At 65.4% G+C, this 22,278-nt stretch carries 22 protein-coding genes; 17 read left to right on the plus strand and 5 right to left on the minus strand.

Going from position 1 to position 22,278, the window contains the following annotated elements; all coding sequences use genetic code 11:
- Positions 1-113 precede the first annotated feature (113 nt).
- Complete coding sequence (locus XH90_RS33440) at positions 114-1,313, minus strand: acyl-CoA dehydrogenase family protein (protein WP_194478469.1); 1,200 nt, start codon at positions 1,311-1,313, stop codon at positions 114-116.
- 136 nt (positions 1,314-1,449) lie between these two features.
- On the opposite strand from XH90_RS33440, the gene XH90_RS33445 reads away from it, so the two are divergent.
- Together XH90_RS33445 and XH90_RS33450 are read left to right on the plus strand one after the other, a co-directional pair.
- A complete protein-coding gene (locus tag XH90_RS33445; protein ID WP_194478470.1) occupies positions 1,450-1,995 on the plus strand; it encodes a carboxymuconolactone decarboxylase family protein in 546 nt (181 codons plus the stop codon).
- A gap of 90 nt (positions 1,996-2,085) precedes the next feature.
- Entirely contained in the window at positions 2,086-2,580 is a 495-nt protein-coding gene (locus XH90_RS33450; protein ID WP_194478471.1) for a VOC family protein, read from the plus strand.
- 95 nt (positions 2,581-2,675) lie between these two features.
- On the opposite strand, the gene XH90_RS33455 is transcribed toward XH90_RS33450, so the two are convergent.
- Positions 2,676-3,914: an MFS transporter gene (locus XH90_RS33455; protein ID WP_194478472.1), complete on the minus strand. Its 1,239-nt coding sequence runs from the start codon at positions 3,912-3,914 to the stop codon at positions 2,676-2,678.
- A 194-nt stretch (positions 3,915-4,108) separates the two neighbouring features.
- Positions 4,109-5,356 (minus strand): MFS transporter, encoded by a 1,248-nt coding sequence (locus tag XH90_RS33460; RefSeq protein WP_194478473.1) that lies wholly within the window; start codon positions 5,354-5,356, stop codon positions 4,109-4,111.
- Positions 5,357-5,543: 187 nt separating this feature from the next.
- Between XH90_RS33460 and XH90_RS33465 the strand changes: the two genes are divergently transcribed.
- Positions 5,544-7,613 (plus strand): prolyl oligopeptidase family protein, encoded by a 2,070-nt coding sequence (locus XH90_RS33465; protein ID WP_194478474.1) that lies wholly within the window; start codon positions 5,544-5,546, stop codon positions 7,611-7,613.
- A gap of 11 nt (positions 7,614-7,624) precedes the next feature.
- Here XH90_RS33465 and XH90_RS33470 read toward each other — a convergent pair whose 3' ends face one another.
- On the minus strand, positions 7,625-8,299 hold the full coding sequence (locus XH90_RS33470) for a DUF938 domain-containing protein (RefSeq protein ID WP_194478475.1): 675 nt from the start codon (positions 8,297-8,299) through the stop codon (positions 7,625-7,627).
- A gap of 221 nt (positions 8,300-8,520) precedes the next feature.
- On the opposite strand from XH90_RS33470, the gene soxX reads away from it, so the two are divergent.
- The 10 genes from soxX (at position 8,521) to XH90_RS33520 (ending at position 16,059) form a co-directional block, all read left to right on the plus strand.
- Positions 8,521-8,874: a sulfur oxidation c-type cytochrome SoxX gene (gene soxX / locus XH90_RS33475; protein WP_194478476.1), complete on the plus strand. Its 354-nt coding sequence runs from the start codon at positions 8,521-8,523 to the stop codon at positions 8,872-8,874.
- Between the two features lie 22 nt (positions 8,875-8,896).
- Positions 8,897-9,382, plus strand: coding sequence for a thiosulfate oxidation carrier protein SoxY (gene soxY / locus XH90_RS33480; RefSeq protein WP_194478477.1), 486 nt, complete (start codon positions 8,897-8,899; stop codon positions 9,380-9,382).
- A gap of 19 nt (positions 9,383-9,401) precedes the next feature.
- Positions 9,402-9,713 (plus strand): thiosulfate oxidation carrier complex protein SoxZ, encoded by a 312-nt coding sequence (soxZ, locus tag XH90_RS33485; RefSeq protein ID WP_194478478.1) that lies wholly within the window; start codon positions 9,402-9,404, stop codon positions 9,711-9,713.
- Entirely contained in the window at positions 9,713-10,576 is an 864-nt protein-coding gene (gene soxA / locus XH90_RS33490) for a sulfur oxidation c-type cytochrome SoxA (RefSeq protein WP_194478479.1), read from the plus strand. The genes soxZ and soxA overlap by 1 nt, the downstream gene beginning before the upstream one ends.
- Positions 10,573-10,878, plus strand: a complete 306-nt coding sequence (locus tag XH90_RS33495) for a hypothetical protein (protein ID WP_194478480.1) — start codon at positions 10,573-10,575, stop codon at positions 10,876-10,878. Before soxA ends, XH90_RS33495 begins: the two co-directional genes overlap by 4 nt.
- Before the next feature lie 54 nt (positions 10,879-10,932).
- Positions 10,933-12,678: a thiosulfohydrolase SoxB gene (gene soxB / locus XH90_RS33500; protein WP_194478481.1), complete on the plus strand. Its 1,746-nt coding sequence runs from the start codon at positions 10,933-10,935 to the stop codon at positions 12,676-12,678.
- A 5-nt stretch (positions 12,679-12,683) separates the two neighbouring features.
- The gene (locus XH90_RS33505) at positions 12,684-13,139 is read left to right on the plus strand and encodes a hypothetical protein (protein ID WP_194478482.1); all 456 of its coding nucleotides are present in this window, start codon (positions 12,684-12,686) and stop codon (positions 13,137-13,139) included.
- A gap of 243 nt (positions 13,140-13,382) precedes the next feature.
- Positions 13,383-14,423: an MBL fold metallo-hydrolase gene (locus tag XH90_RS33510; protein ID WP_194478483.1), complete on the plus strand. Its 1,041-nt coding sequence runs from the start codon at positions 13,383-13,385 to the stop codon at positions 14,421-14,423.
- 90 nt (positions 14,424-14,513) lie between these two features.
- A complete protein-coding gene (locus XH90_RS33515) occupies positions 14,514-14,675 on the plus strand; it encodes a hypothetical protein (RefSeq protein ID WP_194478484.1) in 162 nt (53 codons plus the stop codon).
- 175 nt (positions 14,676-14,850) lie between these two features.
- Complete coding sequence (locus XH90_RS33520; protein WP_194478485.1) at positions 14,851-16,059, plus strand: MFS transporter; 1,209 nt, start codon at positions 14,851-14,853, stop codon at positions 16,057-16,059.
- Between the two features lie 99 nt (positions 16,060-16,158).
- Here XH90_RS33520 and XH90_RS33525 read toward each other — a convergent pair whose 3' ends face one another.
- Positions 16,159-17,505, minus strand: a complete 1,347-nt coding sequence (locus XH90_RS33525) for an MFS transporter (protein ID WP_194478486.1) — start codon at positions 17,503-17,505, stop codon at positions 16,159-16,161.
- Between the two features lie 145 nt (positions 17,506-17,650).
- Here XH90_RS33525 and XH90_RS33530 point away from each other — a divergent pair, with 145 nt between their 5' ends.
- From XH90_RS33530 to XH90_RS33545, 4 genes are read left to right on the plus strand one after another with little or no spacing between them, the layout of a single operon-like run.
- Positions 17,651-18,304 carry an ABC transporter ATP-binding protein gene (locus tag XH90_RS33530; RefSeq protein WP_194478487.1) on the plus strand — a complete coding sequence of 218 codons (654 nt, stop codon included), beginning with the start codon at positions 17,651-17,653 and terminating at the stop codon, positions 18,302-18,304.
- Complete coding sequence (locus XH90_RS33535) at positions 18,301-20,763, plus strand: FtsX-like permease family protein (RefSeq protein WP_194478488.1); 2,463 nt, start codon at positions 18,301-18,303, stop codon at positions 20,761-20,763. Before XH90_RS33530 ends, XH90_RS33535 begins: the two co-directional genes overlap by 4 nt.
- Positions 20,753-21,835: a lipocalin-like domain-containing protein gene (locus XH90_RS33540; protein ID WP_194478489.1), complete on the plus strand. Its 1,083-nt coding sequence runs from the start codon at positions 20,753-20,755 to the stop codon at positions 21,833-21,835. Before XH90_RS33535 ends, XH90_RS33540 begins: the two co-directional genes overlap by 11 nt.
- Positions 21,836-21,861: 26 nt before the next feature.
- Positions 21,862-22,248: an MAPEG family protein gene (locus XH90_RS33545; RefSeq protein WP_194478490.1), complete on the plus strand. Its 387-nt coding sequence runs from the start codon at positions 21,862-21,864 to the stop codon at positions 22,246-22,248.
- Positions 22,249-22,278 lie beyond the last annotated feature (30 nt).

A 22,278-nucleotide genomic window follows, 5' to 3' on the forward strand; every position in this document is an offset into this window, starting at 1 on the left:
AGTCCGGGATGGCCCGAAGGGGCAGGCCCGGAATCCATAACCACGATCGGGATCATGGATTCCGGGCTCGCGACTACGTCGCGCCCCGGAATGACGTGGTGAGAGAGGTCGGCTCACGCCCCCGGCAGATCCAGGATGCGCTTGGCGACGATGCCGAGCATCACCTCCGTCGTACCGCCCTCGATCGAGTTGGCCTTGGTGCGCAGCCAGGCGCGCGGGCGGGCGCCCTGCCGCGAGCGCTCGCTCTCCCACTCCAGCGCATCGACGCCGCCGGCCGACATCAGGATTTCATAGCGGCGCTTGTTGAGTTCGGTGCCGTAATATTTCATCGCCGACGAGAACGCCGGATGCGCCTGACCTGCCTTGGCGAGATCGACCGCGCGCTCGGCGCAGGCCGCAAGCGCGGCCTCGTCGACGTCGAAGCTCGCGATCTGGCCGCGCAGCATGGAATCGTCGAGCCTGCCCTGTGCATCCGAGCCGACCGAGTCGGCCGCGATCTGGCCGAGCGGACGGCCGACGCCGCGCTCGCCCATGCCCGAGATCATTGCGCGCTCGTGCTGAAGCAGATACTTTGCGACGTCCCAGCCGCGGTTGACGGTGCCGACCACGTGCGATTTCGGCACGCGGACGCCGTCGAAGAAGGTCTCGCAGAATGGCGAATAGCCCGAGATCAGCAGGATCGGCTTGGTCGTCACGCCCTTCGAGGTCATGTCGAACAAAATGAAGCTGATGCCGTCGTGCTTCTTCGCCGCGGGATCGGTGCGGACGAGGCAGAAGATCCAGTCGGCGTAGTTGGCGTAGGACGTCCAGATCTTCGACCCCGTGATGACGAATTCGTCGCCATCGCTCTCGGCGCGGGTCTGCAGCGAGGCGAGATCGGAGCCGGCGTTCGGCTCGGAATAGCCCTGGCACCAGCGGATCAGGCCCGCTGCGATTTTCGGCAGATGCTCCTTCTTCTGTGCCTCGTTGCCGTACTTCAGCAACGCCGGTCCGAGCATCCAGATGCCGAAGCTCGACAGCGGCGGGCGCGCGCCCATCCTGGCCATCTCGGAACGCAGCACCTTGTGCTCGGCGGCGCTGAGGCCGCCGCCGCCGTATTCCCTCGGCCAGTCAGGCACGGTCCAGCCCTTGTCGCGCATGCGCTCGAACCAGATGCGCTGCGGCTCGGACGAGAATTTTGCATTACGTCCGCCCCAGAACACATCCGTGTCAGCGGTCGCGGGCTTGCGCATCTCCGGCGGGCAGTTCGCTTCCAGCCAAGCGCGTGTCTCGACGCGAAATTGTTCGAGTTCGGCGGTTTCAGTCTCGCTCATGATCGCTTCCATCAATCACATCAGATTTGTTGGACACGACTCTGGGCCAAGCCCTCGCGGAATTCAACCACTTCCGTGGCGCGTTGTCGGCTATAGTCGTGGCGCGATGGTGCTTGAAAACAAAGAGGAAACGCGAATGCGCCTGAAACTTCTTTCGCCTGGCGAAATGAACGAGAGTCAGCGGCAGACCTATGACGAGTCGATCGCCGGCAAACGCGGCAAGCCGCCGGCGCCGATGATGGCCTGGCTCAACAGCCCCGACATGGCCCGTCACGCCACGCGGCTCGGCGAAGTGCTGCGCTACGACACGATCTTTCCGGCAAAGCTGTCGGAGATCGCGATCCTGGTGACGGCGCGGCACTGGACCGCGCATTACGAGTGGTATGCGCATAAGCGCCTCGCGCTCGCGGGCGGGATGAAGGTGGAGATCATCGACGCCATCCGCGATCGCCGCACGCCCGAGTTCGACGATCCCAAGGGGAAGATGATCTACGACCTCGCAAAGTCGCTGCATGAGGGCCACGGCGTCGAGAAGGGTCTCTACGATGAGGCAGTGAAGCTGCTCAGCGAGCGCGGCGTCGTCGAGGTGATCGGCCTGTGCGGCTACTACACGATGGTGTCGATGACGCTGAACACATTTGAATTCGAGCTGCCGGAGGGCGAGGTGCCGGAGCTTTCATAGCTTCGCATCCGGAAACGCTGGGTTTCGGGACCAGGCAGTAGCGCTGTCCCGATGCCCGGATTATCTGGAGTTCAGACATGGAGCAGCCACATGCCGCAATCATCACCCGTCGCCGCAGGCACCAGGATCGGCCACGTTCACCTCAAGGTCGCCGATCTCGATCGCGCGCTCGGCTTCTATTGCGGCGTGCTCGGATTCGAGCTGATGCAGCGCATGGGCTCCGGTGCGGCCTTCATCTCGGCGGGCGGCTATCATCACCACATCGGGCTCAACACCTGGGATAGCAAGGGCGGCTCGCCGCCGCCGCCCGGCACGACCGGGCTGTTTCACACCGCGATCCTCTATCCGACGCGCCCGACGCTGGCGGATGCGTTGCACCGGGTGTTGTCGGCAGGCATCGCGCTGGATGGTGCCAGCGACCACGGCGTGTCCGAGGCGCTGTATCTGCGCGATCCGGATCAGAACGGCGTGGAGCTATATTGGGACAGGCCGCGCGAGCAGTGGCCGGTCGGGCCGGATGGGAAGCTCACGATGTTCACGAAGCGGCTGGACGTGGAGGCGTTGCTGAGGCAGCGGGAGATTTAGGCTCCGCTCTCTCCGCGTCATTGCGAGGCAGACTGGATTGCTTCGTCGCGAGGGCTCCTCGCAATGACGGAGCGTATCGAAACGCCGTCGCGCCCCTATGCCGTCTTCGCTCGCGACTTCCCCCGCACCATGATCAACGCCGCCGCCAGCACCTCCAACGCGATGCACAGGTAGAACGGCAGCGCGTATCCGCCGGACCAATCGCGCAAGAAGCCGACGACGCCGGGGCCGAATGCGTAGGTCACCTGGTTGATCGCGGTATTCAGGCTGATCAGCACGCCAAAGGAGGCCGAGTCGAACTCCTGCTGCACGATCAGCGACGGCAAGGTGATGAGGTTGCCGACGGAGAAGCCGAACACCGCGCAGGCCGCGATCAGCACGTAATCATTGTGCAGATTGATCACGACGCACAGCGCGGCCGCCTGGCTGAGGAACGACAGCGCCGAGGCCAGCCGCTGGTTGAGGCGATCGATCACCGTCGAGAACAGCACGCGGCCGATCACCGCCATCGCGGTCAGCACCGCGACCGCCACGGCGGCACGCTCGCGCCCGATCACGGGATCGAGGAACGAGATCAGGTGCACGATGAAGCCGACCTGCGCGAACAGCACCAGCGCGAAGGCAATCGTCACGGTGAGGAAGCCGACATCGCGTAGCGCCCAGGCACGGATCTGTGCCGAGGATTGCGGCTTCGCCTTGGCCGACGCGTGCCAGCCGTGAAGATCGGGCGGCCGGCCGACGACCAGCAGGATCACCGGCACGAGCAGCACCAGCATGGCGCTCGCGGCCGCATACATCGCGCCGGCAAAGCCGGCATGGCTGATCAGCGTCACCAATAGCGGCACACCGACGATGCCGCCAAAGCTGGCGCCGTTCAGCGCCAGGCTGATCGCCATGCCGCGCTTGTGGTCGAACCACAGGCTGATCGTGTTGGTGATCATGGCCAGACTCGTGCCGGCCCAGCCGAAGGCGAGCACGGCATCGGCCAGATAAAGCTGCCAGGGCTCGCGCACCGCGCCGATTGCGACGCTAGCTGCCGCCATCGCCAGCGTGCCTGATATCAGGCAGATGCGTGGGCCATATTTCCGGACCGCCTCGCCGACGAAGACGACCAGCAGCGCGCCGAACAGATAGAAGAAGGTCGTGCCCGACGAAATCAGCGAGGCCGGCCAGCCCCGTGCGCGCTGCAGCTCGGCGACATAGACGCTCTGGCCGTAGAAACCGAGGCCCCAGCCGAAGGTCGCGAGCAGGAAACAGACCGCGACGATGCGCCAACCTTCGTAGCGGAGCGAGGTTTCGTCGATTGGCGCGGTGGTGCGGGGATTGTCGAGCATTTGCGCTTGTCCTTCGTTTCCCCCGCGAGCGCTTCGCTTCACGCCCGCCTGTTGATGACGAGCATCATGTAACAACCCGGCTGCCGAAAATCACTTCGACAGCGATCGAACTATCGACGTTGCTGACAGCCTCCTGCCATCCTCTCGATCGTGACATCGTCGGGAACCCGCTGCACACTTTCCCGGATCATGCATCAAATCGCGTCCGGGAACTCGCCCATCGCAGCCTCGAGTCGCGCCTTGCGGCGGCGGGCCCAGGACGCCAGCGAGAGCGCGACGAGGCCAATCGCGACCGGCGGGAACACCACCATGTTCACCGCGGACCAGCCGTAATTCGCAAGCAGCTGCCCCGATGAGAACGAGCCGACCGCCATCATCCCGAATACCAGGAAATCGTTGAAGGCCTGCACCTTGTTGCGCTCCTGCGGACGGTGCGTCTCCAGCACCAGGGCGGACGCACCGATGAAGGAGAAATTCCAGCCCACGCCGAGTACGATCAGCGTGGCCCAGAAATGCATCGCGGTGATGCCGGAGAGACCGATGGTGGCGGCACCGGCTTCCAGCAGCAGGCCGGCCGCAACAATCTTCGGTGCGCTGGAGCGGGAGATCAGCGCGCCCGTGAAGAAGCTCGGCCCGTACATGGCGACGATGTGCCATTGAATGCCGAAATTGGAATCGGACAGGCTCAGCCCGCACATCTTCATGGCGAGCGGCGCCGAGGTCATCACCAGATTCATCATGGGATAGGAGATGACGCCGCAGAGTGCGGCGGCGATGAAGCGCGGCTGGGTGACGATCGTCAGCAGCGGTCGTCCCCCATGCAGATCGGCGGGTGCGGGCTTGGGCATGTCGACGCCGGCGACGATGCCCATCGCGATCAATGCGACCGCGGCCTGCACCAGGAAGCTGAAGGCGAACAGATAAGGCGACCAGATGTTCATGGTCCATTGCACGAGCTGCGGACCGAGCACGCCGGCGAACACGCCGCCCGCCATCACCCACGACACGGCTTTCGGCCGATAGGCCGCGCTGGCGCCGTCGGCCGCGGCGAAGCGATAGGATTGCGCCACCGAGCCGTAGAGGCCGCCGAGAAAGGTCGCGAGACAAAACAGCGCGAACGAGCCGTGCAGGATCGCGAACGAGCCGGTGAGACCGGTGAGCGTGCCGAGGCCCGTGCCGGTGATGAAGGCCACGCGGCGGCCGAAGCGGCGCGAGATCGCGCCGGTCGGCAGCGTACCGGCGGCGAGCCCCAGCACGTACATCGAGATCGGCACGGTCGCGAACGACATGTCGGGCGCAAGCGTGGCGCCGACGATCGAGCCGGTGGCAAAGATCACCGCCGAATTGGCGCCGGTCAGCGCCTGCGCGGCGGCGAGGCGCACCACGTTGGCGCGCACCCGGGCGTCGTTGGCGATCTCGCTGGTTGAAGTCACGTCTAGCATCGGCATTTCCGCCCAAGGGGCCTTGTTGATTCCCGGCACTATGGAGGGGCCGAAAGGACCGGGCAACCGGCGCAAACGGGCGCAGGCCATGCCGGTGACGCAATCGGGCCGATGATACCGGGCCGCGCTCTTGACGGCTTGCGCTCGATCAAATCCTATCCCGCCGCCGTTTCAGGGAGTTTCGTTCATGTCCGTCGACGACAGGCCTACGCTCAGCGCTCCCGACGACGATCCCTGGCTCTGGCTGGAGGAGGTCGAGGGCGTCCGCGCGCTCGAATTCGTCGAGCGGCAGAATCGCCTGACGCTGGACAAATTCGGCAGCGTGGCGTTCGAACGCGACCGCGACCTGCTCGCGGCGATCTTCGATCGTCCCGATAACATTCCCTATGTCAGCCGCAGCGGCGGCCTGCTCTACAACACCTGGAAGGATGCAGAGCATCCGCGCGGCCTGTGGCGACGGACCACGCTCGCAGAATTCCGCAAAGCCGAGCCGTCCTGGGAAACCGTCCTCGACGTCGACGCCCTCGCCGCCGGCGAGGGCGAAGACTGGCTGCTCAATTGGACCACCTCGCGGTCCGGATATTCGCGGGTCATGTTGAGCTTGTCGCGCGGCGGCAGCGACGCGGTCGTGCTGCGCGAATTCGACGCAGAAGCGAAGCGCTTCGTCAGCGACGGCTTTGTCCTGCCGGAAGCGAAGGGCAGTGTCGACTGGCTCGGTCCGGATACGCTCGTGCTCTCCAGCGCCTATGGCGAAGGCATGGCGACGACGTCGGGCTACGCCAGAACGGTCCGGCTGTGGCGGCGCGGACAGCCGGTCGAGCAGGCGGAAGTGATCTTCGAGACCAGTGCCGACCGCATGCGCGTCTATTGCGGCGTCGACGACAGCGGTGCGGCGCCGCGCGCCTGGATCATCGATCAGCTCGACTTCTTCAATTTCGCGATCTGGCTTCGCGACGCCGCCGGCACGCTCACCAGGCTCGACCTCCCGAGCGGCGTGTGGATGCAGGCGCATCGCGACTGGTTCGCGATCAAGCTGCGAGAGCCATGGACCGTTGCGGGACGAGCCCATGCGGCCGACAGCGTGCTCGGCATCTCGCTCTCGGCATTTCTCGCCGGCGACCGCGACTTCGCCGTGCTGTTCGAGCCCGGACCACGCCGCGCGCTTCAGGGATTTTCCTGGGCCGCCGGCAAGCTCCTGCTGTCGATCCTCGACGAGCTGCAGCCGGTGTTCGAGATCTGCACGCCGTTGCCCACCGGCTGGAGCCGCGAGACGCTGCGCGGCCTGCCCGCGATCGGCGTGGTCGACGTCTGGCCATTCGATCATTATCAGTCCGAGAGCAATGGCGACCTGCTCGCCAACGTGCAGGACCCGCTCACGCCATCCTCGCTGATGCTGCTCGCACGCGGCGTCGAAAGCCCGGTCGTGCTCAAGCAGGCGCCGAAGATCTTCAACGCCGACGGCCTCAAAGTGACGCAGCACGAGGCCATCTCTGTCGACGGCGAGCGCATTCCCTATGTGCAGACCGGTCCCGCCGGCGTGTCAGGCGATGCACCGGTCTATATGAGCGCCTATGGCGGCTTCGGCCTCGCCGTGAAGCCGCAATACAATTCATCGCTCGGCAAGCTCTGGCTGGAGCGCGGCGGCACGACGGTGCAGGCGAATTTGCGCGGCGGCGGCGAGTTCGGCACCCGCTGGCACGATGCCGGCCGTTACGCCGGCAAGAGGCTGTCGCATGACGATTTCGCAGCCGTTGCCGCCGATCTCGTCCGCCGCGGCGTGACCACGCCGAAGCGCATCGCCGCCCAGGGTGGATCGAACGGCGGCATTCTCATCACCAACATGCTGGTGCGTTATCCGGAGCGATTCGGCGCGCTGTTCTGCACGATTCCGCTGATCGACATGCGCCGCTACACCAAGCTGCTCGCGGGTGCGAGCTGGATCGCGGAATATGGCGACCCCGACAAGCCGGACGAGTGGGAGTGGCTGAAGACCTACTCCGCCTATCACAACGCCAAACCCGGCGAGCCCTATCCGCCGATCCTGATCGCCACCACGCGGCGCGACGACCGCGTCCATCCCGGCCACGCGCGCAAGATGGCGGCCAAGCTCCAGGCCATGGGCTACGAGGCCTGGTTCTACGAGCCCGCCGCCGGCGGCCACGGCTACGGCAAGGACAACAAGGAGCGCGCCGGCTTCCAGGTGCTCGGCTTCCAGTTCTTGAAGGAGAAGATCGGCTGGCAGGAGGGCGAGGCCTGACGGCCTCGCGCCTACCCGCGCGCAAACACAAGCGTCAGATTGTTCGCGGGCATCTCGATCGTGTCGATGAGACGAAGCCCTATGCCGCGCGCGAGGGTCTCGACGTCGCCGGCGTCGCGCACGCCCCATTCGGGATTGCCTTCGCGCAGCGACGTATCGAACACGGCATTGCTCAGTGCGGTGTGCTTGCCGCCGCGCTTGAACGGGCCGTAGAGGAACAGCTGTCCGTCGGACCGCAAGTACCGGCCGGCGCCGGCGAACAGTCCCTCGGCCACGGCCCAGGGCGCAATATGGATGACATTGGCGCAGAACACGGCGGCGAGATCGGTCGGCCCCTGCCCGCTCTTCATCTCCGCGCACCAGTCGGGATCGGACAGGTCGATCCGCAGGGGGCTGCGGATGTTCGACAGGCCCGAATGCACACGCCAGGCCTCGATGCTCTTCACATGGCGCTGGTTGAGGTCGCTCGGCCACCAGACCAGATCGGGCGTGTGGCGGGCGAAATGGACCACATGCTGGCCGGTTCCACTGCCGACCTCGACCACGTCGCCCGACTTTCCGGCAAGATGCTTTTCGAGTGCCGTCCACAGCGGTTCGTGGTTGCGATGGAAGGCCGGTGCATCGAGACGGCCGTCAGGCTCGACCCGCCCGCCGTCCCTGCCAAATTCAACGACATAATCAGCCAATTCACGTCCCCGGAAAATGAGAAAGCAGACCAAAACGCAAGCCGAGGGCAAAACGCCCCAAAAAACAGCGCCGGAGAAAGCCGGCTTGATGAACGATCCATCTCGTCAGTTGCAATGCGAAAGATATTAACGCCATTTTGCGCCCTGCATAGTCTTGATTGTCAGGGCATGTCCTTTGTGCTTTTGAACACTATCTTTTTCGGACAACTCGGACCGACGCCTTGACCGCCTTTCGCAAGCCCGCCCTGCTCCTCGCGCTGGTCGTCCTCGCCGGCCTCGCCGCGCGCCCCGCATGGGCGCAGTCGACCGTCGCCGAGGGCCAGAAACTCGCCTTCGACCGCAGCAAGGGCAATTGCCTGACCTGCCACGTCATGAAGGGTGGCGATCTGCCCGGCACGATCGGCCCCGAGCTGAAGGACCTCAAGACCAGATACCCCGATCGTAACGAGTTGGTTGCGATCCTGTTCGACGAGACCAAGCGCAACCCGCAGACCATGATGCCGCCGTTCGGCCGCAACCGAATCCTGACCGAACAGGAGATCAACGCGATCGTTGATTTCCTGCAGACGCTGTAACGGTCGGCCAAGGAGACTTTTGATGACGACGACCACCGGCCCTCATCCGACGCGGCGCCTGATCCTTCAGGGCGCCGTCTCGGTCGCGCTGATCGGCCTCGGCAATCTCGCATTCGTGCCGGCGCACGCCGCGGCCAACGACAAATATCCGGAAGAGGCGTTCAAACTGAAGAACCAGGCCGACGCGATCAAGGCGCTCTATGGCAGGACCGCCGAGCCGTCCGACAAGGTCAAGCTCGATGCGCCAGAGATCGCCGAAAACGGCGGCGTGGTGCCGATGTCGGTGACGACGACGCTGGACAAGGTCACCTCGATCTCGTTCTTCGTCGCCGAGAATCCGTACGCACTTGCGGCGTCCTACAAATTTCCCGACGGCACGATCCCCGCCGTCGCCAACCGCCTGAAGATGGCCAGGACCAGCAACGTGACCGCGATCGTGGAAGCCGACGGCAAGCTCTACAGCGCGACCAAGGAAGTGAAGGTCACCGTCGGCGGCTGCGGCGGCTGAGGCGCGAAGGAGAACAATCATGGCATCCAGCATTCGCGTCCGCGCAACGTCGAACGGCGACATCACCGAGGTGCAGACGCTGATCCAGCACCCCATGGATACCGGCCTGGTCAAGGACGCCAAGGGCGAGTTGATTCCGGCGCACTACATCCAGGAACTGAAGTTCGCATGTAACGGCAAGGACGTCTTCGTCGCCAATTGGGGCACCGCGATCTCCAAGGACCCCTACGTCAAGTTCAGCTTCAAGGGCGGCAGGAAGGGCGACGATCTGACGATCTCCTGGGCCGACAACAAGGGTGGATCGGATACGACCACCGCGAAGATCGCGTGATGAAGGCCCGCACCGCCCTCCTGCTGTCTTCGCTCAGCGCCGCGCTGGTCGCGTTCGCGCTCACCTCTCCGCGCGTTGTTGCGGCCGACAAGATCGATCCCGTCGCCGACGCCAAGGCATTCCAGAACTACTTCTTCCACAAGTTTCCCGATGTGAAGCATGAGGATTTCGTCAACGGTCCTTATTCCATGAACGAGGGCATGAGGCGGCAGTGGCAGGAGAAGGAGGAATTCCCGCCCTACGAGTTTGTGCTCGACGCCGGCAAGGAGATGTTTTCGACGCCGTTCAAGAACGGCAAGACCTATGCCGACTGCTTCCCCGACGGTGGCATCGGCATTCGCCAGAACTATCCCTATTTCGACACGAAGGAGGGCAAGGTCGTCACGCTGGAGCTCGCGCTCAACCGCTGCCGCGAGGCCAATGGCGAACAGCCCTACTCCTACGTCAAGGACGAGATGGCCTCGCTCACGGCGTACATGGCCTTCACCTCGCGCGGCAAGCCGATGGACATCAAGATCCCCGATGACCCCCGTGCGCGCGAAGCGTTCGAGAACGGCAAGCGCTATTTCTACACCCGCCGCGGGCAGCTGAATTTTTCCTGCGCGAGCTGCCATGTGCAGAGCCCGGGCCAGCGCATCCGCGCCGAGATCCTGGCGCCCGCGCTCGGCATTCTGAACGCGATGCCGATCTACCGCTCCGAATGGAACGGCATGGGCACGATCAGCCGCCGCTTCATCACCTGCAACAGCCAGACCCGCGCGGTCCCGCTGGAGCCGCAGGCGGAAGAATATCGCGACGTCGAGTATTTCCTGTCCTACGTCGCCAACGGCCTGCCGATTTCGGGCCCGGGAGCGCGGCCATGAAGCGGTCACTTCCCTTGGCCATGTTGCTGCTCATGAGCCTCGCACCATCCGCGCGCGCGGCAAGCGAGGCAGACTACAAGGCGGCTTACGCTGCTGCGGAGGCTGCGTCCAAAGAGGCAACCGGCATGCGCAACCAGTGGACCACGACCGTCTCGACGCTGGCGGCCGCCAAGAAGGCGGGCGATGGCGGCGATTTCGACCGCGCCGTGGCCGCCGCCAAGGAAGCTGAGGCGCTGGCGAAAGCGTCGATCTTCCAGGCGACATCGGAAAAAGAGGCCTGGAAGGCAATGGAAATCCGCTAGCGTGAGCCCTGGTGGAACGATCGACCTGCCGAGACCAGGCGCGGAGACTGTGTGATGGCGATCCGCCGCCGCGATTTCCTGAAGAGCTCGGCAATCGCTGCCGCATCGCTTGCGCTGCCGCGGCTTGCGCGCGGCGCTGAAGCCGCCGGCATTTACGACATCGAGCGGTTCGGTAACGCGCGGATCCTGCACACCACCGACACGCATGCGCAGCTCAATCCGGTCTATTTCCGCGAGCCCAGCGTCAATATCGGCATTGCCGAGATGGCGGGACGGCCGCCGCATCTGGTCGGCCGCGCCTTTCTGGAACGATTCGGAATCCGGCCCGACAGCGCCGATGCCTATGCTTTCACCTGCGTCGAGTTCGAGAAGTCGGCCGGCCGCTTCGGCAAGCTCGGGGGCTTTGCCCATCTGAAGACGCTGATCGACCGCCTCCGCAGCGACGTCGGCGACAAGCATGCCATGCTGGTCGACGGCGGCGATCTCTGGCAGGGCACGGGCCTCGCCAACGTCATGCAGGGCCGCGACATGGTCGAGGTCGCCAATCTGCTCGGCATCGAGGCGATGACCGGGCATTGGGAATTCACCTATGGCGAGCAGGCGCTGCGCGACAATCTCGAGCACTTCAAGGGCGAGTTTCTGGCGCAGAACGTCTTCCTGACCGAGGAAGCCGCCTTCAACGACGCCCCCGCCTTCGACAAGGCGACGGGGCGCGTCTTCAAGCCGTCCATCATCAAGGAGCTCAGTGGCCATCGCGTCGCTGTCATCGGCCAGGCCTTTCCTTACGTGCCGATCGCGCATCCCAAGCGGTTCACACCGAACTGGACCTTCGGCATTCGCGATGAGGAGCTCCAGAAGCACGTCGACGCATTGCGCGGCAACGACAAGGTCGATGCAGTCATCCTGCTCTCGCACAACGGCATGGACGTCGACCTCAAGCTCGCAAGCCGCGTCACCGGCATCGACATCATCCTCGGCGGCCACACCCATGACGCCGTGCCGCAGCCGATTCCCGTGACGAACGCCGGGGGTACGACGCTCGTCACCAATGCCGGGTCCAATGGAAAATTCCTGGCCGTGCTCGATCTCGCGCTCGACAAGGGAAAGGTCAGCGACGTTAAATATCATCTGCTGCCGGTCTATTCCGAACTGCTGAAGCCCGATCCCGCCATGGCCGAGCTGATCGGCAAGCTGCGCGCGCCTGTTGTCACCGACTGGTCGGAGAAGATCGCGACGCCCGATCGGTTGCTCTATCGTCGCGATAATTTCGCCGGCCCCGTCGACGAGCTGATCTGCGCCGCCCTGCGCACCGAGCTCGACGCCCAGATCGCGCTGTCGCCCGGCTTCCGCTGGGGCGTCACCGCGCTATCAGGCCAGCCGATCACGATGGAAGACCTGCTCGCGGAAACCGCGATCACCTATCCCGAGACGTACGTGCAGGAGATGACGGGCGCGGACATCAAGAACGTGCTCGAAGACATTTGCGACAATCTCTTCAACGCCGATCCCTACCATCAGCAGGGCGGCGACATGGTGCGCGCCGGCGGGCTCAGCTACGCCTGCAGCCCCGCCAATGCGATCGGCAGCCGCATCTCCGAGCTCAAGCTCGCCAACGGCAGGGCGCTCAACGCCAACCATCGCTACAAGGTCGCGGGCTGGGCCTCGGTCAACGGCCAGCAGGGCGCGCCGGTATGGGACGTCGTCGGCAAATATCTGCGCTCAGGCCGGATGTTCCAGGAACGGCTCGGCAGCGGCGTCGCGCTCAAGGGCGTCGACGGCAATCCGGGCATTGCGGGATAGCAACGATGCGGTCGCAGATCACGGGTGCAATGCTGCTGGCGCTGCTCGCCTGGGCCGCGGTGCCGCTCGCGTTCGCGCAGCAGGTGCCGCTGCAGGACAAGCCGTTCGCCGAGCACAAGGTCGTGCTTCAGCTTTCCGACGGCGACGCCAGGAAGCAGGCGCTGGTGCTGAGCGTCGCCAACAATCTGCTCAAGGCCTACGACCCCGACAAGATCGCGGTGGAGGTCGTCGCCTTCGGTCCCGGCATCGATCTGCTGCTGTCCGGCAACGAGCGCCGCAAGCAGGTCGAAAGCCTGATCGCGCAGGGCGTGCGCTTCGACATCTGCCTCAATACGGTCGACACGATCGAGCGGGAGACCGGAAAGAGGCCGGACTTCATTCCGGCGGCAACGCCGGTGCAAGTGGGAGTCGGGCAGATCCTGTTTCTGGCGGAGAATGGGTACACGGTGGTGCGGCCGTAGGCGACGCAAGGGCGAGTCCGCGCCAAACTCGGTGTCATTCGCCGCGAAAGCGGGGAATCCAGTACGCCGCAGCTTCACCGTGTCCCACCCGGGTCTCTGGAATCGCGGGCGATGACAGCGGTGGGGGTGGCTGCCCCGGCGCAATAAAAATTTTCTAAAATCTCCTATCGGTGCAGTGATTTACTTCTCCTTCTGCCCTCCGGCGTAGTAGAATCCTCGAAATCACTCACGCCGGGTCCTGCCATGATCTTTCGCCAGCTCTTCGACAGCGTTTCGGGAACCTACAGCTACCTGCTTGCCAGCCGCGCCGGCGGCGAAGCTTTGATCCTTGATCCAGTGCTGGAGAAGGTCGACCGCTACTGCCAGCTGCTGCGCGAACTCGACCTCAAGCTGGTCAAGGCCGTCGACACCCATCTGCATGCCGACCACGTCACCGGGCTCGGCGAACTGCGAGACCGCACCCATTGCATGACCGTGATGGGCGACCAGACCAAGGCCGACGTGGTGGCGATGCGCGTTGCGGACGGCGACAAGGTGACGATCGAAGGGCTGTCGCTCGACGTGATGTACACACCGGGCCACACCGACGATTCCTATTCCTACCTGATGGGCGACCGCGTCTTCACCGGCGACACGCTGCTGATCCGTGGCACCGGCCGCACAGATTTCCAGAACGGCTCGTCCCGCGCGCAATATGATTCGATCTTCAACCGGCTGCTGAAGCTGCCGGACGAGACGATGGTCTTCCCGGCGCACGACTACAAGGGTGACACCGTCTCCACCATCGGCGAGGAGAAGCGCTACAATCCCCGCCTCCAGGTGCGCTCCGTCGACGAATATATCGAGCTGATGGCGAACCTGAAGCTGCCCAACCCGAAGATGATGGACGTCGCGGTGCCCGCCAATATGCGGGTCGGCCTGCATCAGGACGAGTTGGCGAAAGAGGGCCGCGCGCTCAGCGCGGTCGAGGCGATCCGCTCGCTGCACCGGCCCGACATCCTGCTGGTCGATCTGCGCGAGACCAATGAACGGATGAAGCATGGCATGCTCGAAGGCGCGCTGCACACGCCCTATCCGAGCGTGGAGGAGAGCCTCAAGCCCGGCGGCATGCTGCGCGAGGTCGCTGCCGCGACGGGGCGCCGCGTCGTGTTCTTCTGCGCTTTCGGCGAGCGTTCGGCGATGGCTGTTGCCGCGGCCAAGGAGGCCGGCCTTTCCAACACCGCTCATATCGCAGGCGGTATCGATGCCTGGAAGAAGGCGGGCGGCCCGGTGGTGCACGCCTGACGGCGGCGCCGCAGGCTCTTGAGATAGGTCAGGAAGCGCTTAGGTTTTCTGGCTAGAAGCGGATGAACGCATCACCATCCGGGACCGACCATGGCCAAATCAGCCAAGCCGAGTGAGCCGCCGAAGACAACGACCGCAGCGGACAAGGCCAAAAAGCCCCAGCCGCCGCGCGATACCGACGACGACTACGAAGACGGCGACATCGCCACGCCGAAACGCGATCGTTACGGGAATGACGACGAGCCGTTGTGAGGGAGAGCCGTCGTGAGGGGTGATCTTGCCCCGCGAACGGTGTGCCCCACGGCTGCATGCAGCTATCGGTGAGGCCACGCCCCACCCGCGCTACCTGCCATGCGCCCGCGTTCATGGACAAATAACCCGACAGCCCGATATTTTGCGCCTCCATAGGACGCAAAACGGAACCGCAATGGTCGACGTTCTCGCCGCACCGCAACAAGGCAAGGCGGACAGCGCGCTGCGCACGCTGACCGGAATCTCGATCGCGCATTGGGTCAGCCATTTCCATCTGCTGGTCTTGCCGATGCTGTTCCCGTTCCTGAAGACCCAGCTTGGCGTCGGCTATGTCGAACTCGGCTTCGCCCTGACCGTGTCGGCCGTCGTCTCCGGGCTGACGCAGGCACCCACCGGCTATCTCGTCGACCATTTTGGCGCGCGCAGGATCCTGCTCGGCGGACTGACGCTCGGCGGGCTCGCGCTGATCATGCTCGGGCTGCATCTGAGCTACGCCTCGCTGATCGCCTGCGCCGTCCTGCTCGGGCTCGCCAACAGCGTCTACCATCCCGCCGATTACGCGATTCTGGCCGAGCACATGGACGAAGCGCGGATGGGCCGCGCCTTCTCGGTCCACACCTTTGCCGGCTATTTCGGTGGCGCCGTTGCACCGGCGATCGTCGCCGCGCTGATGACGGTGTCCGGCGGCGTCGGTGCGCTGCTCGCCTCGGGCGCGATCGGGGTGCTGGTGGCGCTGCTGCTGGTGGTCATAAGCATTCCCGACGCCGGCGCACACAAGGCCAAGCCCGGCACCGCGGATGCACCGAAGCAGGCCGTCATCACGCCTGCCCTGATCACGCTGACCGCGCTGTTCATGCTGCTGAGTCTGTCGGTGGCCGGCATCAACAATTTCGGCGTGGTCGCGCTGATGAGCGGCTACGGCGCGACCTATTCCATCGCCAATGTGGCGCTGACGGCATTCCTTGGCTCGAGCGCGGTGGGCGTGCTCGCCGGCGGTTTCCTCGCCGACCACACCGAGCGCCACGGCTACGTCGCCGCCGCCTGCTTTGCCGCGAATGCCGCGATCGTTCTGCTGATCGCGTTGGTCACGCTGCCGGCTTGGGCGCTCACCGCCACGATGGCAACCGCCGGCTTCCTCTCCGGCGTGATTGCGCCGTCGCGGGACATGCTGGTGCGCAATGCGGCGCCTCCCGGCGCTGCGGGGCGCGCCTTCGGCATCGTCTCCACCGGCTTCAATCTCGGCGGCATCGTCTCACCGCTGCTGTTCGGCTGGATCATGGACCAGAGCGCGCCGCATTGGGTGTTCGGCGCCTCCGTGATCTTCATGGTCGCAACGGTGGTGCTGTCGCCGTTCACGGAACGGAAGACGCAAGCCAAGGCTTGAGCTGCAAGTTTTATCGTCGTCCCCGAGTTCAGGTGTCGTCCCGGCGAGGGCCTAGCCTTCCGCCGGGACGACAGTTGTGATTGAGGCGAGGGAGCCCTCTTACGTCGGCGAGACCACACCCTTCAACCCGGCTTCCCGCGGAGCCGCGCCACGGGTCAGCCTGGCCTTTTCCGTGTTCGGCCGGAGCAACAGCAGGCCGACGACGCCGGAGCCGATCATCACCAGCGCGTTGATGGTGAAGCCGGTCATGTAGCCGTTGAGCATGCTGCCGGCGCGCTGGATCACGGTGCCCATCACCATCGGGGCGATGATGCCCGAGAGCGTGTAGAGCGCGCCGTAGATCGCGATGACCGCGCCGCGCTGCGAGGCGGGCGTGAACTCGCCGAGCATCGGCGGGCACACCACATAGATCGCACCGCAGAGGCCCGAGCCGACGACGAGCAGCGCGATCTGCAGACCCGCGCCCGAGACATGCGGCATCAACGCGAGGATCAGGCCGCCGATGACCAGCGGCACCGAGCCGAGCACGCCGCGCGAGATGCGCGTGGTGTAACCGCGCGCCATCATCACCTGCGAGATCCAGCCGGTCAGGATGACGATGGTGGCGCCGAACACCCAGGGCAGGATCGAGATGAAGCCGGCCTGCTGCTGCGAGAAGCCGAGGCCCGTGATGATGAAGGCGGTGAACCAGGTGAGGCCGAGCGAGAGCGCCCAATAGGCACCGAAGGTCGCGATCACGCAGCCGAGGAAGGTGCGGGAGGTCAGCAGCTGGACGTAGGGAATTTTCGGCTCATTGGCCGCGAGCGCCTGGGTGTCCTCGAGCGGACCTTCCTTGCCGAGCGCGAGCCAGGCACAGACCCAGATCAGTCCGACCAGGCCGAGTGCGCCGAAGGCGTAGTGCCAGGAGTGGTTGACGATCACCCAGTTCAGCGCCGGCACGGCGAGAATGACGCCGAAGGCCGAACCCTGCGACAGGATCGCGGTCGGCAGCGTGCGCTTCTCGTCCGGGAACCATTTGTAGATCGCGTGCGCGGCAACCGAGAAGGCCGGCCCTTCACCCGCACCGAGCACGATGCGGCAGATCAACAGTGTGGTGAAGGAGACGGTGCCGACCATCGGAAACTGCGCCAGCGCCCAGACCACCGCCAAGGTCAGCAGCACATAACGCGTTGCCACCTTGTTGACGATGAAGCCGACCACGATGGCCGAGATCGAGAACAGGAAGAAGAACGAGGAGCCGAGCAGGCCGAACTGCGCAGGCTCGAGCTTCAGTTCGGTCATGATCGGCACGCCGGCGAGGCCGACGACGATCTTGTCGGCGAAGTTCACGACCATGAAGAGAAAGAGCAGAAAAGTGACGGTCCAGGCGCCCTTCGGCGTTGCATTCGTCCCTTGGGACACCCCTGCCGTCCTGCCCGCCGCACTGGGCGTTCCCTGAGCGCTCATCATTCTCCCCGTATGTCTTTATTGTCGGCACTTTTGATTTGGCCGTCTCGGGAGCTAACAACGGCTTGAACGGCAACGCAACCCCGGCATTTCCACATCAAGTGTGCTACGCAGCATTGAGTTAATTCCGTCCGGCGCACTGACCTTGCTGAGCATCCGAAACCTCTCCAAAACCTTCACCTCGGCCGGCGAGCCGGTCCATGTGCTGCGTGGCGTCGATCTCGACCTGAGGGCGGGCGAGCGCGTCGCGCTCACTGGCGAATCCGGCAGCGGCAAGAGCACGCTGCTGCACCTGATCGCCGGGCTGGATGCCGCCGATGGCGGTACGATCCGGCTGGAGGATACCGAGATCACCGAGCTCGCGGACGCCGGGCGCGCCGAACTGCGGCGTGACCGGATTGGCCTCGTGTTTCAGCAGTTCAACCTGATCCCGAGCCTGTCGGTGGCGGACAACCTCGCCTTCCAGGCGCGCATCGCCGGCCGGCATGATACGGCATGGACCAGGGAGCTGGTCGAACGGCTCGGGCTCGGCGGCCTGCTCAAGCGTTATCCAGAGCAATTGTCGGGCGGCCAGCAGCAGCGGGTCGCGATCGGTCGGGCACTGGCGACCAAGCCGTCGCTGCTGCTCGCGGACGAGCCGACCGGCAATCTGGACGAAGCCACGGCCGACGATGTGCTGGCACTGACGCGCGACCTCGTCGCACGCACCGGCTGCGGCTTCCTGATGGTGACGCACAGTTTGCATCTGGCCGGCACGCTCGACCGCCACATCGTCCTCCACGCAGGGCGGATCGCATGAGACGCGCGCTGTGGGTGCTCGCGGTGCTGCTCAGCCATTGGCGGCGACACAGGATGCAGTTCGCGACGCTGCTGATCGGGCTGATCGCGGCGACCGCGCTGTGGAGCGGTGTGCAGGCGATCAACCAGCAGGCCCGCACGGCCTATGACCGCGCGGCGGCGACGTTTGGCGGCGTGCGCACGGCCACGCTGGTCGCACCTGATGCGGCGACGTTCTCGCAGGACTTGTTCGTCAAGCTCCGCCGCACAGGCTGGCCGGTTTCGCCAGTGCTGGAAGGCCGGGTCCAGGTCAATGGGCGTTCGATGCGGCTGCTCGGCATCGAGCCGGTGACGCTGCCGGTCGATGTCGGCAATGCGCCGCGCCTTGGTGCCGCGGACCTGGGCAGCTTCGTCGCGCCACCGGGCCAGACGCTGGCGGCGCGAGAGACGCTTGGCGATTTGCACGAGGCGGAAGGCGCGACGCCGTCGATCAGCAGTGGCGCAGAGCTGCCGCCGCTGCATGTGCTGCCGCAACTCGTGCCCGACGTGCTGGTGGTCGATATCGGCGTGGCGCAGCGGCTCCTGAACAAGCCGGACCAGGTCTCGCGCCTGCTGATCGGCAAAGTGAAGGGCAAGCCTGCGCCGCTCGCAAGCGTCGTCGGCGAGCAGTTGAAGCGGGTCGAGCCGAATGCGGAGACGGAGCTGGAACGTCTGACCGACAGTTTTCATCTCAACCTCACCGCCTTCGGCCTGCTGTCGTTCTTCGTCGGCCTCTTCATCGTCAACTCGGCCGTCGGACTCGCCTTCGAACAGCGGCTGCCGATGCTGCGCACCTTGCGCGCCTGCGGCGCCTCGGCGCGGCTGGTCAACAGCGTGCTGGTGGTCGAGCTGGTGGCGCTGGCGCTGCTCGCAGGGCTGATCGGGCTCGTCTGCGGCTATGTGATCGCGGCCGCGCTGCTGCCCGACGTCGCAGCGTCGCTGCGCGGGCTTTATGGCGCGCAGATTCCGGGGCAGCTCACGCTTCGGCCCGAGTGGTGGCTTGCCGGCATCGGCATCAGCATTGCCGGCGCGATCGTGGCGGCCGCGACCAGCCTGATCAAGGCGATCCGGATGCCCGTGCTGGCGACCGCACAGCCGCGGGCCTGGCAGCAACGGCAGCGCCGCTGGCTGATGCTGCAAAGTCTTGCCGCCTGCGCGGTGTTCGCGGTCGCGCTGCTGCTGCTCTATTACGGACAGTCGTTGATCGCAGGGTTCGGCCAGCTGGCGGCGCTGATGCTCGGCGCAGCTCTGATCCTACCGGCCTTCCTCGAACTCCTCTTGCTCGTCGGCCAGCGTTTGGCGCGCGGGCCGCTGGCGCTGTGGTTCTGGGCCGACAGCCGGCAACAGCTGTCCGGGTTGTCGCTGGCATTGATGGCGCTGCTGCTCGCGCTGGCGGTCAATGTCGGCGTCTCGACCATGGTGGAAACGTTCAGCCGCACCTTCGTCGGCTGGCTCGATGGACGGCTCGCCGCCGACGTCTATATCAGCGCCGCCGACAATGCGCAGGCGGTCGCGATCCGCAACTGGCTGCGGGACCGCAGCGAGGTGCAGGCGATCCTGTCGGGTGGGCGGGCGGAGACGCAGGTGCAGGGCCAGCCGGTGGAACTGCTCGGCCTGCCCGATCACGCGCTCTATCGCGAGCGCTGGCCGCTGCTGGAGTCCGCGCCGCGCGCCTGGACGCAACTGGTGCCGGGCAACGCCGCCTTCATCAGCGAGCAGCTGAGCCGCCGCCTCGGCGTCCGCGTCGGCGACGTCATCGAGGTGCCGGCGCCTGGGGGGAGCTGGGAGCTCGACATCGTCGGCATCTATGCCGATTACGGCAATCCCAAGGGACAGCTCGCGGTGAATGTCGCGGCGCTGATCCGGCAGTTTCCGCAGACGCCGCAGACGCGGATCGGACTCGTCGTTCCACGGGACAAAATTGCCGGCCTGATCGCGGCCTTGCACAAGCGGTTCGCGCTCGACGATCGCGCGGTGGCCGATCAGGCAACGGTGAAGGCCGAATCGATCCGCATCTTCAACCGCACCTTTGCGGTGACCTCGGCGCTGAACGCCTTCACGCTCGGCGTCGCCGGCATCGCGCTGCTGACCAGCCTGCTCACGCTGGCGAACTCGCGCCTGCCGCAGCTCGCGCCGCTCTGGGCGATCGGCATCACACGGCCGCGCCTTGCGGCGATCGAATTGACCAAGACGCTGTCGGTCGCGCTGTTCACGACGCTGCTCGCGGTGCCGCTCGGGCTGTTGGTGGCGTGGTGCCTGATCGCGATCGTCAACGTGAAGGCGTTCGGCTGGCGACTGCCGTTCCACGTCTTTCCGCTGCAACTGGTCGAGCTGGTGGCGGTCGCGCTTGTAGCCTCGCTGCTGGCCGCGCTGCCGCCGGTGCTACGGCTGGCGCGGATGCAGGCCGCACACCTCGTCAAGGTGTTTGCCAATGAGCGCTGACAAATTCTCGCGACGCGCCTTTACCGGCGGCATCGCCGCGCTGGCCCTCGCGCGCCGCGTCAACGCGCAGGGCTATGCCGGGCTCGGCGAAACCGCGGACGGCTTTGCGAGGGTCACGCCAGGCAAGACGTTTTCGTTCCCGGCCGATCACGGACCGCACCCGGATTTTCGCATCGAGTGGTGGTATCTGACGGCGAACCTCGTCGACAGTGCTGGAGCTGCTTGCGGGCTGCAATGGACGCTGTTTCGCCAGGCCGCAAAGCCGGGCCCGCAAGGCGAAGGCTGGGCCAATCAGCAGATCTGGATGGCGCATGCCGCGGTGACGCGCGCCGACACACACCGCTTCAACGAGCTGTTTTCGCGCGGCGGCATCGGTCAGGCCAACGTCGAGGCCAGGCCGTTCGCGGCGTGGATCGACGATTGGGAGATGAAAGGGTCTGAGCACAGCGACGATCGCACCCTGTCGCCGGTGACGCTGAAGGCATCTGGCACCGATTTCAGCTATGCGCTGACGCTCGAGGCCGATCGTCCGGTCGTCCTGCAGGGGGACGGCGGCTACAGCCGCAAGTCCGAGCGCGGACAGGCGTCGTACTATTACAGCCAGCCGTTCTACCGCGCGCGCGGCATGCTGACCATCGACGACAAGCCGGTCGAGGTCTCGGGCCAGGCCTGGATGGACCGCGAATGGAGCAGCCAGCCGCTCGACGCCGACCAGACCGGCTGGGACTGGCTGTCACTGCATCTCGCCACCGGCGACAAGCTGATGCTGTACCGGCTGCGCCAGAAGGACGGCGAGGATTATCCGTTCGGCAACTGGATCAGCGCCGGCGGCGGAACACGGATGATTGTAGGCAGCGACATCCAGATGACACCAAAGGCAACGGCGGAGGTGGCCGGTCGCAAGCTGCCGGTGGAATGGCAGATCGCGATCCCGTCGCGCTCGTTCTCGATCTCCTGCAAGCCGCTCAATCCCCGGGCGTGGATGGGGACTGGCTTCGCCTACTGGGAAGGACCGATCAGCTTCACCGGCACACACGATGGCGTTGGCTATCTCGAACTTACCGGCTATTGAGCCGCATCCGACTGCCGGAGGCCCCGATGTATCATCTCACCGCGCTCGTCACGCTGCTGGCGCTTGCATTTTACTTCTTCACCTGCGTCAACGTCTCGCGGTCGCGGACCAGAACCGGCGTCAAGGTGCCGGCGATGTCAGGCCATCCGGACTTCGAGCGCGCCTTCCGCATCCAGATGAACACGCTGGAATGGATGCCGATCTTCCTGCCGTCGCTCTGGCTGTTCGCGACCTATGTCAGCGACGCCATCGCAGCGGGCATCGGCGCGATCTGGATCGTCGGCCGCATCGTCTATTTCATCGGCTATTCGCGGGCCGCCGCCAAGCGCGGCCCCGGCTTTGCGATCCAGGCTTTCGCAGCGATCGCGCTGTGGGCAGGGGCGTTGGCGGCGGTGGTGATGCGGCTGGTGTGACGGCAACTGCACCGCCACATACTCGGTGTC

The organism is Bradyrhizobium sp. CCBAU 53338, from assembly GCF_015291665.1.
Taxonomy (GTDB): Bacteria; Pseudomonadota; Alphaproteobacteria; order Rhizobiales; family Xanthobacteraceae; genus Bradyrhizobium.